Genomic DNA, 12494 nt, shown 5'->3' with positions numbered 1-12494 from the left:
TTTGATTTGGCTGGGCTTATTACCGCAGATGCAAGCTTTTGAACGCCGTTTATCAAAAGTTGTAAAAAAGGGAGCATGACAAGAATTTTGCCACTCTCCCTCTTTCTATTTTTATAAGGACACTGCAGTAATTGTATTACAGTACATTTTTCGTCGTGCTGCTTAAAAGTTTTTCATACGCTTGTTCAAATTTTTGAACATCTCCAGCACCCATGAAGATTACTACTGCATCATGATAATCTAATAGTGGAGATACATTATTTTCTTTGATGACTTCTCCACCTTTTTTGATTTTCGCTCCAAGGTCTTCAATCTTAACGTTTCCTTGTTCTTCCCGAGCCGAACCAAAAATATCGCATAAGTAAACTTTATCAGCTAAATCAAGTGCTTCTGCAAATTCATCCATCAATGCAATCGTACGCGTAAACGTATGAGGTTGGAAAACTGCAATTATTTCTTTATCTGGATATTTTTGGCGTGCGCCATCAATCGTTGCTTTGATTTCTGCAGGGTGATGCGCATAATCATCAACTACGGTCATGTCTGCTACGATTTTTTCACTGAATCGACGTTTTACTCCTGGGAAAGTCAGCATTTCTTCCGCAACTTCCTTCAGATCCAGTTTTTCGAAATACGCGACTGCAATAACACCTAAAGCATTTAAAATATTGTGTTTGCCGAATGCTGGTACAGTGAAATGTCCAACAAATTCATCCCCATGATAGACATCAAAAGCAGAACCGGATGTTGTACGTTCGATGTTTCGTGCTTGGATATCATCATTTTCTGTGACACCATAATAATAAATCGGCACATCTGCTTCTAATTTGCGTAAATAAGCGTCGTCACCGTACGCAAAAATAGCTTTTTTCACTTGTCCAGCCATTGTTTGGAAAGCTGTAAATACATCGTCGATACTTGTATAATAATCCGGATGATCAAAATCGATGTTTGTCATGATCGCATAGTCTGGTGAATAGGCAAGGAAATGACGGCGATATTCACAGGCTTCAAATGAAAAGAATTCCGCTTGCGGATCACCATGCCCTGTTCCGTCTCCAATTAGATAACTTGTTGGACGGACACCACTCAATACATGAGAGAGCAGACCAGTCGTACTTGTTTTTCCGTGAGAACCTGTTACAGCGATACTCGTATAGTTTTGAATAAAATGACCAATAAAGTCGTGATAGCGAATCACTTCCAAACCTAATTCTTTTGCTCGCTGGATTTCTTCATGTGAATCAGGAAATGCATTTCCTGCAATAATCGTCATACCTGGTTTTACATTCTCTGCGTTAAATGGCAGAATCGTGATATTTGCTTTTTCTAAATCTCTTTGTGTAAAGAAATATTTTTCAATGTCTGATCCTTGGACATTTAAACCTTGTTCATGTAAAACAAGAGCCAAGGAGCTCATTCCTGAACCTTTGATACCAACGAAATGATACAATTTATTTTGATTTTCCATTTGAATCCTCTTCTCTTATCTAGCGTCCATTCTTTTAGCTATTACATTCAACACGCTCCTCATTATCTTATAAACGATTGAAAATTTCAACCAAATTTATTTAGAAAGGAGGATTCGCCTGCTAAAAAGAAGGTCATGTACGGGAAAAATCCGTTTTTATTGACTGTTTGATTCTTGTATAAGAAGACCAAACTTCTTCTGATATATCAATATGAGGAATAAAATCTTTTCCTTTCGGACCATAGCCATTCTCATCGTCGTGGAGTCGCTCCATTTCTCCTAACACCAGTGCATAGAAATATTCCTTCGGCCATTGGTGGTTCAGTTCTTTTGCTGTAAAGATGATCTCCTCAGAAAAGTGAAGGATTTCCGGCACAAATGGCACAGCATTTACGAAAACAGTTTGTTCATTTTGCCATACTTTCTCAAAAGTTGCTCGAGTCCTGCGTTGCAGTGTCGGATCATTCATCAATAGGACTTTTTCTGGTACAGCATCTAAGGAATGAAGAATCTCTAGTGAAAAAATGGCGTTCTCTCCAGAATTTGTAGACTTCGATTCTATCAGGAAAGCCTTATCGGGCAAATCATAGACTTCTTTTAGATACTGACGACAGATTTCACTTTCACTCATGCCTTCTTCAAAATGAAATCCTTGCTTTTCAAAATTCTCATAAAGGATCCTAGTCGCATGACCCACACCGCCGACCAAAAACAAACGTTCTACTTGACCATTTACATACATTTGTGCTGCTTTATCAGCTAAGATAGGAAGACCGTTTCCAGCTAAAATAAGTTTAGGTGCTGACAATTTCTCAAAATCTTTCTCATCAGGTGCGGCTAAAAAGGCTAATAGCTGATTCCAGTCTTTTAGAGTTCTCTGCTCGTTTTTTTCCAAAAACGCTTCATCCTTTCATCTGATTTTTTATACTTCATTGAGGCTTTCTCTCTTTGTCTCAATCCATTTGATTTCCCCATGACATCTTCCACAACGATATTTGTGTACATCGATTCTTCTTTTGCGGCAGATTGTGGCAGAACAATCTTGGCATTGATAATATTCGATCTTTATCTGTTTCTTCGTCAAGGCTGGCGCATAGCGCAACCCGCCTGTTTTTTTCAAAAGATACTTGAAATCCATATCTTTATGACGATATCCTCTTCCAGTTAAATGAAGATGATAATGGCAAAGTTCATGTTTGATGATTCCTGTAATCGTTTCTTTGTCTGACTCTTCAAACAGCTTTGCATTAAAATCTAAATGATGATCGTTTAAATGATAGCGCCCGCCAGTTGTACGCAAGCGTGGATTGAACATTGCTTGGTGCTTGAAAGGACGCTGGAAGCTTTTTAATGATATCTCTTCTACTAACTGCTGCAGTTCTTCTTGTGTCAATTTTTGTTACTCCTCATTGTTACTCTTCATAAGGGGAAAGCATCGTCAAACTGATTCTGCCTTTTTTCGTATCAACTTGTTCTATCCAAACCGTCACGATATCTCCGACTGACACGACGTCTGTAGGATGCTTGACAAATTTTTTGCTGAGTTTTGAAATATGGACAAGTCCGTCTTGTTTCACACCGATATCGACAAATGCGCCGAAGTCGATGACGTTACGGACCGTTCCAGTCAATTCCATCCCTGGTTTCAAATCTTCCATACTCAACACATCTGTACGCAATAGGGGCGCTGGCATCTCATCACGCATATCTCGTCCAGGTTGTGTCAGCCCAGCTAAAATATCGGCTAACGTTTCTTCTCCGACTGATAAACTTTCAGCCAGTTTCTCCGCGGATAACCGTGTCAATTTTTCTACTGCTTCTTCTGTCCCAAGCTCTTTTTCTGAAAGATGGACGGTCATTAATATGTCTTTCGCAATAGAATAACTTTCGGGATGGATACCGGTGTTGTCCAAAATGTTTTTCCCGCCAGGAACTCGCAAGAAGCCGATTGCTTGTTCATATGCTTTTGGTCCTAAACGTGGCACTTTTTTCAGCTGAGTTCGTGCAGTAAATTCTCCATTTTCTTCACGATAACTGACAATGTTTTGGGCAGTCGTTTTATTCAATCCTGATATGTGCTGCAAGAGCTGTGGACTAGCCGTGTTCACATCCACGCCTACTTGGTTGACCGCTGTTTCCACGACAAAATCCAATTGTTCAGCCAAACGTTTTTGAGAAACATCATGTTGGTACTGTCCTACACCGACAGCTTTAGGATCGATCTTGACTAATTCAGCTAAAGGATCTTGCAGACGACGGGCAATAGAAACAGCACTTCTTTCTTCTACTTGTAGATGCGGGAATTCTTTTCGTGCAATTTCGCTAGCGGAGTAAACAGAAGCGCCAGCTTCATTGACAATGGCGTAATAGGCTTTATGGTCGGCTGATTTCAATTGCTCAGCCACAAAAAGTTCTGATTCCCGACTGGCTGTTCCATTCCCGATAGCTACCATATCTACTTGATATTGATTGATCAATTGGATAAAAGCTGGACCAGCAGCTTCCCTTTTCGCTTGTGCTGCAGGTTTATGCGGATAAATGACTTCGATTGCCAAAACTTTTCCTGTCGCATCTACGACTGCTAGTTTACATCCAGTACGATAGGCCGGATCAAATCCCAGTACGACTTTACCTTTTAGCGACGATTGCAACAAAAGATTGCGAAGATTTTCTCCAAAAATAGCGATGGCTTGCTCATCCGCTTTTTCAGTCAATTCATTACGCAGTTCTCGCTCGATTGCCGGCTGTATAAAGCGTTTATAACTATCTTGATAGGCTTCTCTTACAAAGGAAGAAGAAGGTGAGGCAGGATTTTTCACTAATTGGCGATCCAAGTAAGCTAAAACTGCTGCTTCGTCTACTTGAAGGAATACTTTGAGAACCTCTTCTTTTTCTCCTCGATTAGTGGCCAATATCCGATGAGAAACCATTTTATGGACAGGTTCTGCAAAGTCATAATACATTTCGTATACGCCTTTTTTATCTGCTTGCTCATCCTTGACTTGGCTGACATACATGCCTTTGTTATACGTATAAGACCGAATCCAAGTCCGAAATTTTGCATTATCGCTGACTTGTTCAGCAATGATCTCATGCGCACCTTGCAACGCTTCTTCAGCAGAAGAGATTTCTTTTTCTTTATCGATATATTTTTCTGCTTCCGATTGCACCTCTCCATCTGTAAGCTGCATCAGCCACAGCGCGAGTGGTTCAAGTCCTTTTTCTTTAGCAATCGTTGCTTTTGTCCGTCGTTTCTGTTTGTATGGACGATATAAATCTTCCACTTGTTGCATTTTTACGGATTGCGTGATTTCTGTTTCTAACTCAGGGGTCAGTTTTCCTTGTTCATCGATCAGCCGAATCACTTCGTTTTTTCGTTTTTCTAAGTTTTCAAGATAGGCATACCGCTCTTCGATTTCACGAATCTGGACTTCATCAAGACTTCCCGTCATTTCTTTTCGATAACGCGCGATAAAAGGAACGGTGTTTCCTTCATTTAACAAATTAAGTACAGTCGTCAATTGCTTGGGACGATAGTCTGAAAGCTCTTTTTGTACAAGCTGAATGATTGTCTGGTTCAAATTTTCCGTCATTAAAATGCCTCTTTTCTGCTAAAAATTGCTTCTTTATTCTATCATACTTTTTATCATGGGTTAAACTGCTGAAAGAAACAATATTCTCTATACAAATAAAAAGAGCCGCAACAAAGTCGCAGCTCCTTCATTCTTTCCATTCGTCAGATTCCTTGCCAAGATCCTTCGTTGTTCTGATATTCAATGTCTTGAAGGATACCTTCCTTGTCAAAAACAACCCCATGCAATGACCCTCCGAATACAGCTCCACCGTCCATTCCGATTTTATGATCCTGAATCCAGAGGTCTGTTGTCTGCATATCTCCATGGAGCATTGGTGTAATCGTATGTCCAAATACAATTGTCTTACCTGTATTGTTTTTCCCTTCATGAAAGGGTTCCCGTATCCAAATAAAGTCTCTTGGACTTGTCTTACGCCAGTCTTTCTTTGTCAAATCCACTCCAGCATGGACAAACAGATAATTTTCCCATTCATAATACAAGGGGCGCTGGACTAAAAATCCAATCAGTTCTGGGTATCTTGATTGGATCATCATTGAGATTTCAGTCGGGGAGTATTCCTCCGACGCACCTGGGTGAAGTAGGCTTTCAAATGTTTCTTTTCCACCATTTCTGATATAAGGCGCATACCAGTCCTCCGGTGCTTGCAGAAATTGCAAAAAATATTCTTCATGGTTGCCCCGGAGATAAATGGCTCCTGTTTCTTCGACTAATTGCTTTCCTAATAGAAAACATTCCTTTGTACGAGGTCCTCGATCATTGAGATCTCCTAATAAAACAAGCTGATGGATCGTCGGATCATAATAGTGAATAAGTTTTTCAAAAAGATCATATTTACCATGGACATCGCCAATAGCATAAATCAATGATTTCATGTGGATCACCATCCTCAACGATAGTATAGCGCATATCGGAAATGGTCGACAATCAAAACTATTGTTTTCTATTTATTTAAAGCTGCAAATCGCAGTTCTGCTTCTTCTGGAGAGATTCCATGATCTTGAACATAGCGGTTGCGTGGATGTTTCGCACACTCTACGCTACATGCTCCTAAATGTTTTTCTTCATTTTCAATAGAAGCAAGAATCTGACGATTGCACTCAGGATTGCTACAATTGATATATCGTTCACATGGTGTTCCGTCAAACCAGTCGCGACCGACGATTTGTTTATCTACTTGGTTGATATCGACAGCGATCCGTTCGTCAAACACATACATCTTGCCGTCCCATAATTCCCCTTTAACTTCAGGATCCTTACCATAAGTAGCAATACCGCCATGCAGCTGTCCGACATCTTTGAATCCTTCACGGACAAGCCAACCAGAAAACTTCTCGCAACGAATACCACCAGTACAGTAGGTCACTACCCGTTTTTCCATAAATTCTTCTTTGTGCTCGCGAATCCAGTCTGGAAGCTCTCGAAAACTGCGTATATCTGGGCGTACAGCCCCTCGAAAATGCCCCAAGTCATATTCATAATCATTCCGTGCATCAATCACCACTGTCTGTTCGTCTAAAATAGCTTCTTTAAATTCTTGCGGTGAAAGATAAGCACCTGTCACTTGGTTTGGATCAATGTCCTCTTCTAGCTTTAAACTTACAAGCTCTGGACGGTATCTTACAAACATCTTCTTAAAGGCATGTCCTTCGCTTGGATCAATCTTGAACATCGTATCAGCAAATCGAGGATCAGCTTTCATTGCTTCCATATAGGCAGTCGTGTTTTCAACGGTTCCAGACACAGTACCATTTATTCCTTCTTCAGCTACTAGAATACGACCTTTAAGATCCAAAGATTTGCAAAAGGCTAAATGATTTTTGGCAAATTCCTCTGGTTCTTCTATTTTTGTATAATTGTAATAAAGCAGTACTTGATAATCCATGTATTTCTTCCTTCCTTCTTTTCGTTCCTAAACAGTATAAAGAAGGCGTTCGCATTTGACGATTTATTTGCTTGTGTATAATTACGCATGCGTTTTTTTGTTTACATAATATTATTATTTGAATTAAAAAGACTTTGCTTTCCTGTTTTGCACAGAAAAACAAAGTCTTTGTTTCTATTATTTACCTGTAACCGCAAAGTAATTGCCATCAGGATCAGCAAAGTTGAAGACATATTCTTCTCCAAGCTGTACCATATCACCTAATGTGACTGATTGCGTCTGCATTTTTTTATATAGTCCAAAGATATCTTTGCTGTAAAACATCAAAGATGGGGCACTAGTAGCTGTGCCAGGTGAATGGGACTCAACAAACGCTCGATCATATAACACGAATGAGGTTTGACTGTCCTCAACTACTACTTCAATTACAAGCGTCCCATCCATTTCTTGACGATCTTTTTCCGCAAAGCCAATTGCTCTCCAAAACGCTGCATTTTTTTCTACATCGTCCACATAAAGCATGATTTTTATTTCATTCGTAAACATCTGTTTCCTCCTAAACGATCTGTTCTAACATTCCCAACTTTGTCAGTTTACCATAGGAAAATGGGAAAATCTACGAAAGCTCTCAACAGAATCGTCCTACTTAAATACGCTTCTCTTTAATAATAAATAAGTTGGTTGTTTTTATTATTCATGTTTTCACTTTTCGGAATAAATAATATGTATTTATATGGACTATATAAAAAAAGAGGTTGTGACAAAAATCGAGTCACAACCTCTGGTAAACGGTGTTCTCCTGCCAACTCCTCGGTCACAAGTCACAATATTCAACAAACATGAGAAGCTGTTTATTGAAATTGCTCCTTGTGACTCAGAGTGAAACGGCAGGCTCACAACCTCTTTTTAACTATGCATTCACATCGATCACTTTAGAATCATCATTGATGACATCGCGATCTAAATCTTTGATGCGTGCACTTGTCACGATACCAGCTACCATGCTACCGCTGACGTTTACTGCTGTACGTGCCATATCGATCAATGGTTCGACAGAGATAACTAACCCAACGATTGCTACTGGCAAGTTCATTGCCCCTAAAACGATCAGTGAAGCAAATGTTGCACCACCGCCGACTCCGGCTACACCAAAAGAACTGATTGTTACAATCGCCACAAGCATCAAAATAAATTCCAAACTAAAGACATTCACTCCAGCCGCTGGTGCGACGATCGTTGCCAACATAGCTGGATAAACACCAGCACAGCCGTTTTGTCCAATAGACAAACCAAAACTTGCTGAGAAGTTAGCTGTTGCATCGTCTACTCCTAAAGCTTTTGTCTGAGTCTCGATGTTCAATGGCAAGGCTCCGGCACTTGAACGTGAAGTAAACGCAAAGCTCAATACCGGAAAGGCTTTTTTGAAATAGTTGATTGGATTGACTTTTGCACCAATCAAAATCAGTGAGTGGACAATCAAAACAGCAAGCAAGGCTACATAAGATGCAACGACAAATTTACCTAAATTGACGATAGCCGCAAAATCACTTGTTGCCAAAACGTTTGTCATCAAAGCAAATACCCCATATGGTGTCAAACGCAGAACAAGCGTCACGATCCGCATAATGATTTTATACAGACTGTCGACTAAATCTGAAAAGAATGCTGCTTCTTTTGGCGCTTTTCTTTTCACACCTAGATAAGCGATACCGACAAAGGCTGCAAAAATAACGACTCCAATCGTACTAGTTGCACGGCTACCTGCTAAATCAGCAAATACGTTTTTAGGGATAAAGGATAAAATCTGCTGCGGAATCGATAAGTTTTCAACCGTTTCCTGACGTGTCGCCAATTCAGAGATCCGTGCTGTTTCTGCTGCTCCTTGTGTGAATTTAGCTCCTTGAAGACCGAACAGCATCGTTGAACCAATTCCGATCAATGCTGCAATAGCTGTTGTACCAAGTAAAGAAGTCAGCACAGTTGCACTGATTTTCCCCAGCTTTTCAGAAACTTTCATTTTTGTAAATGCACCAATGATCGAAATGAACACTAGAGGCATAACTAGCATTTGCAAGAATGATACATACCCTTGTCCTACGATCCCGATCCATTCCATTGATTGAGTAACGACTTTGTCTTCTACACCAAAGATCAATTGAAGCAGACCGCCAAAGACGATACCAACTCCTAATGCTGTAAAGACGCGTGTTGAAAATTTTGTATGGCGCTTTTGCATACGATAGAACACATATAATAATGCCGCAAAAACTAGAACCACTAAAACTGTGATGAGTGTTGTCATTTTTCTCCTCCTCATATTATTAATGACAAGTCCAACGAAGGAAGTAAAGGTTCCCGAGAATGATTCTTCAACCATCCTTCTGAAAAATTTTTTTCAGTGACTTTTACATTTTAGACGATTTTTATCGAAATGACATTCTTTTTGCTTACAATTAGTAATAAAAAAACATACCTGCGATAGATTAAAACTATCGCAGACATGTTTTTACTGTCTATTCTTGTTTTTCTGATTGAAAATTCAATTTTACCCCAGGCTGATCCAAGGCGATCTCTGTCACCTCATAAGACATCCGGCGTACGATATCAAATAACGGTGCTACTAGCTCGTCCACCTCTTCTTGTGTGACATCATTTTGTCCTTCAATTTTCCGATTGAGGATATGATTGATCTGACTCACACTTCCAGATAAAACATATGTATCAAACACTAAACGGAACTCTAAGCGTGCTCCTACGATGCTATGTTCTTTCGGATAGTTTTCGATCGTTTCTTTCAAAGGCGAGAAGCCCACTTTCAAATCTGTTTCTACTTCTTGGTTCGGTAATCTCATATCATAATGAAATGCTTCTACTACTTCTTTTTGTCTTCTGATTTCCATATAATTTTATCACTCCTTTATAAAAATTATAACATATCTCCTTTGTAAGGGGATACTATTTTTTTAAGTTACTCTGCAAGGATAGGATTTCATTCAAATTTCCTACCACATGATCTGCAGGAATCTCTCCCAGAAAATGATCGATATCGTAAAGACAAGTAACGACTCCTGCGTTTTTCCCCGCTTCGATATCTAAACGGCGATCGCCGATCATCATCGTGTCTGTTCTTTCTAAATGAAAAGTATCGATCAAATAATTTAACGATGCTGGATTCGGTTTACGAGGAAAATCCTGATCAATCCCTACTACTTCCTCAATCAGATGGGCTAATTGATACTCTTTCAGCAGTTCCCATGTCGATTCTGTCAAACGGTGGGTCAAGATGAAGTGACGTCCTTCATTGATTTTTAGACTTTCAAGTACTTGTTTCGTTTCTGGAAATGGACGGGAAGCTTCCTTGCTTTTTTTCTCATACCGATGAAACCATTCATTAAATTCATTGGCGTCCAAATTTGATTCATTGATCAAATAACTGGTGGAATATTTTTTCATTTTGAAGTAGATCTCTTTTTTGTCCATATTGATACCAAAATCTTTTAGAGCTTGCTGAGCACCATCTACCATTGCGGGATACGTATCAAACAATGTCCCGTCAAAGTCCCATATATAATTTTTCATGTTCTTTTTGTTCCATTCCTTTGCTTCTTTTTTCTATCTTTCATTATAGATAAATACGTTGATTAAAGTATTGTTTTCTCTAGAATCGTCAAATCGTCTGCTAATGTATATTGGATTGGTTGTGCGTTTGGGATATCAATTGTATCCATTTGATCCTCAGGAATATTTTCTAAATATTTTGTCAGTGCTCGGATGCTATTCCCATGACCCACAACTAGTAAATCTTTCCGATCTTTCAGTTTTGGTGCCAGTTGATCTTGCCACAAAGGAATGATCCGATTCACTGTCATTTCTAGACTTTCTCCGTACGGAATCAAATGTGGATCCAAATGATCATATCTGCGGTCAAATCGGTTTTCTGCAGTTAACGGCGGAACTTCTGTATATCCTCTGCGCCATTTCTTTACTTGATCTTTTCCGTATATTTCTTTCATCTGATCCTTGTTTTTACCAACAAGATCCCCATAGTGCCGTTCATTCAGACGCCATGTTTTTACTATAGGAAGCCACAACTGCCCCATTTCTTCTAGTGCGACTTGACCGGTAAGAATCGCGCGTTTTAAAACAGAGGTGTAAACCGCATCGAATTGAAGACCGGCTTCATACATTTTTTGACCGGCTACTGCTGCTTGTTCTTTTCCTTTTTCTGTTAAGGCGACATCTAGCCACCCTGTCCAGTAATTTTCAAAATTTGCTTCGCTTTCGCCATGACGCAATAATACTAATTTCATTTTTTTCTCCCTTAAACATTCGTTTCGAATTTTATGCCACATGTTTTGCATGTCACGCGTATTCGTCCTTTTCCTCTAGGCGCACGCTGCTTTTGATGACAATTCGGACACTCAAAAAAAGTATAGCTTTTTCGTTCCGTTTTAGCTTGCTTTTTGTTTCTCATCTGATGATATTTTTCTTTGACTTTATCAAAATATTCCAAATAACGTTGATTTTCATTTAGTCTAGGATAGATTTTTTTTGATAGAAAACGAAATAACATCAATCCGAAAAAGACGATGAACAACAATTGCCCGATTCTAAATGGCAACCACCGACTTAGTAAACTAAAAAAAAGTGCGATAATCAATAGAACCCGATTCAATTGATCAAATTTTGCATATCTTCCCTGCATAAGTTTTTGATAGTTCTGCTGAAACCGTATCAGTCTTTCTAACCATGTTTGCATCCTGTTATCTCCTCCATCATCTATCATTCATTATGACAAAAAAATCAAAAAAGAAAAAGCCTTAATTGGCCTTTTCCATTGCGACTTGATGAAGGACATTCCGATTTCTGGTAAAGTCGATCACAATCACTTTCTTTTTATCTTCTCTGTTGACTACACGGAATGTGTCCGTCAATGGCAAAAACAGCTTCTTAGATGGTAGCTGTTGCATACGTATAAAACGATGGATCATCGTAATCAATTGAGGGAATTGAATGGACGTATGAAGCAGATTTGGATATTTTTTCAACAGTTGAGTCGTTTTGATCAAATTCCGTTTTTTACTGATTACTTTTAAAAAGCTTTTTAGAATCTTTTGCTGACGTCTAAAAATAGAAAAAGAATTTTCATCATCTATTTGATAACGCATTTGTTTCTGTAGTTCTGCTGCAGTCAAATGAATCTTCCCATCATTCGTATCGATCATCAAACCTTCTGGGAATAGCTCAACGACTGCTCGATCCCAAGATTCAAGAGAAAGCTCGATATAATCTTTTACCGGTAATTCCAATTCTGCCTCAAAAAAGTGCAAAACAGCCGATAGCCCTTCTGCTTGATAAATTTCTCCTAATGTTAGTCCCTCTAGATGGAACTCTGGTGAAAAATGCAGCAATGTTTTATTTTCCTGCAATTGAACATATAGAAATGTAGACCGCTCAATCAGAGTATCTTTTAAAACAACTAAAAAATTCATTTTTCTCCCCCTTTTTTCATCATTTTTAAAATAGCATATTTTGAAAAGAAAGT

At 39.1% G+C, this 12494-nt stretch carries 13 protein-coding genes; all 13 read right to left on the bottom strand.

All coding sequences use genetic code 11. The annotated features are described in order from the left end of the window. Positions 1-136: 136 nt before the first annotated feature. On the bottom strand, positions 137-1471 hold the full coding sequence (murC, locus tag IGK53_RS05790) for a UDP-N-acetylmuramate--L-alanine ligase (RefSeq protein ID WP_002319131.1): 1335 nt from the start codon (positions 1469-1471) through the stop codon (positions 137-139). Between the two features lie 133 nt (positions 1472-1604). Continuing rightward, positions 1605-2366 (bottom strand): YdcF family protein, encoded by a 762-nt coding sequence (locus IGK53_RS05785; RefSeq protein WP_002329264.1) that lies wholly within the window; start codon positions 2364-2366, stop codon positions 1605-1607. 27 nt (positions 2367-2393) lie between these two features. Beyond that, the gene (locus IGK53_RS05780) at positions 2394-2864 is read right to left on the bottom strand and encodes a SprT family protein (protein WP_002329265.1); all 471 of its coding nucleotides are present in this window, start codon (positions 2862-2864) and stop codon (positions 2394-2396) included. Positions 2865-2883: 19 nt separating this feature from the next. Beyond that, positions 2884-5064: a Tex family protein gene (locus IGK53_RS05775; protein WP_002329266.1), complete on the bottom strand. Its 2181-nt coding sequence runs from the start codon at positions 5062-5064 to the stop codon at positions 2884-2886. Positions 5065-5207: 143 nt separating this feature from the next. Next, a complete protein-coding gene (locus IGK53_RS05770; protein WP_002329267.1) occupies positions 5208-5939 on the bottom strand; it encodes a metallophosphoesterase in 732 nt (243 codons plus the stop codon). Positions 5940-6007: 68 nt separating this feature from the next. Beyond that, complete coding sequence (locus tag IGK53_RS05765) at positions 6008-6949, bottom strand: rhodanese-related sulfurtransferase (protein WP_002327859.1); 942 nt, start codon at positions 6947-6949, stop codon at positions 6008-6010. A 177-nt stretch (positions 6950-7126) separates the two neighbouring features. Beyond that, positions 7127-7495, bottom strand: a complete 369-nt coding sequence (locus tag IGK53_RS05760) for a VOC family protein (protein ID WP_002329268.1) — start codon at positions 7493-7495, stop codon at positions 7127-7129. A gap of 364 nt (positions 7496-7859) precedes the next feature. Further along, a complete protein-coding gene (locus IGK53_RS05755; protein WP_002306552.1) occupies positions 7860-9251 on the bottom strand; it encodes an L-cystine transporter in 1392 nt (463 codons plus the stop codon). Between the two features lie 211 nt (positions 9252-9462). Further along, complete coding sequence (locus IGK53_RS05750) at positions 9463-9849, bottom strand: DUF1149 family protein (RefSeq protein WP_002291995.1); 387 nt, start codon at positions 9847-9849, stop codon at positions 9463-9465. A gap of 55 nt (positions 9850-9904) precedes the next feature. Next, positions 9905-10528, bottom strand: coding sequence for an HAD-IA family hydrolase (locus tag IGK53_RS05745; protein ID WP_002329269.1), 624 nt, complete (start codon positions 10526-10528; stop codon positions 9905-9907). Positions 10529-10590: 62 nt separating this feature from the next. Then, positions 10591-11259 carry a 2,3-bisphosphoglycerate-dependent phosphoglycerate mutase gene (locus IGK53_RS05740; RefSeq protein WP_002329270.1) on the bottom strand — a complete coding sequence of 223 codons (669 nt, stop codon included), beginning with the start codon at positions 11257-11259 and terminating at the stop codon, positions 10591-10593. Positions 11260-11270: 11 nt separating this feature from the next. Further along, positions 11271-11708 carry a hypothetical protein gene (locus IGK53_RS05735; RefSeq protein WP_002329271.1) on the bottom strand — a complete coding sequence of 146 codons (438 nt, stop codon included), beginning with the start codon at positions 11706-11708 and terminating at the stop codon, positions 11271-11273. A gap of 61 nt (positions 11709-11769) precedes the next feature. Beyond that, positions 11770-12441 (bottom strand): hypothetical protein, encoded by a 672-nt coding sequence (locus IGK53_RS05730; RefSeq protein WP_002292003.1) that lies wholly within the window; start codon positions 12439-12441, stop codon positions 11770-11772. Between the last annotated feature and the right edge of the window lie 53 nt (positions 12442-12494).

This window comes from Enterococcus sp. DIV1224 (assembly GCF_050555455.1).
GTDB classification, from domain to species: domain Bacteria; phylum Bacillota; class Bacilli; order Lactobacillales; family Enterococcaceae; genus Enterococcus_B; species Enterococcus_B lactis.
This window is presented reverse-complemented; position numbering and strand designations above follow the sequence as displayed.

Coding starts and splice junctions, on each gene's coding strand:
- IGK53_RS05765 (WP_002327859.1), bottom strand. CDS start 6,949: ATGGATTATCAAGTACTGCTTTATTACAATTATACAAAAATAGAAGAA.
- murC (WP_002319131.1), bottom strand. CDS start 1,471: ATGGAAAATCAAAATAAATTGTATCATTTCGTTGGTATCAAAGGTTCA.
- IGK53_RS05730 (WP_002292003.1), bottom strand. CDS start 12,441: ATGAATTTTTTAGTTGTTTTAAAAGATACTCTGATTGAGCGGTCTACA.
- IGK53_RS05755 (WP_002306552.1), bottom strand. CDS start 9,251: ATGACAACACTCATCACAGTTTTAGTGGTTCTAGTTTTTGCGGCATTA.
- IGK53_RS05750 (WP_002291995.1), bottom strand. CDS start 9,849: ATGGAAATCAGAAGACAAAAAGAAGTAGTAGAAGCATTTCATTATGAT.
- IGK53_RS05760 (WP_002329268.1), bottom strand. CDS start 7,495: ATGTTTACGAATGAAATAAAAATCATGCTTTATGTGGACGATGTAGAA.
- IGK53_RS05770 (WP_002329267.1), bottom strand. CDS start 5,939: ATGAAATCATTGATTTATGCTATTGGCGATGTCCATGGTAAATATGAT.
- IGK53_RS05735 (WP_002329271.1), bottom strand. CDS start 11,708: ATGCAAACATGGTTAGAAAGACTGATACGGTTTCAGCAGAACTATCAA.
- IGK53_RS05745 (WP_002329269.1), bottom strand. CDS start 10,528: ATGAAAAATTATATATGGGACTTTGACGGGACATTGTTTGATACGTAT.
- IGK53_RS05775 (WP_002329266.1), bottom strand. CDS start 5,064: ATGACGGAAAATTTGAACCAGACAATCATTCAGCTTGTACAAAAAGAG.
- IGK53_RS05740 (WP_002329270.1), bottom strand. CDS start 11,259: ATGAAATTAGTATTATTGCGTCATGGCGAAAGCGAAGCAAATTTTGAA.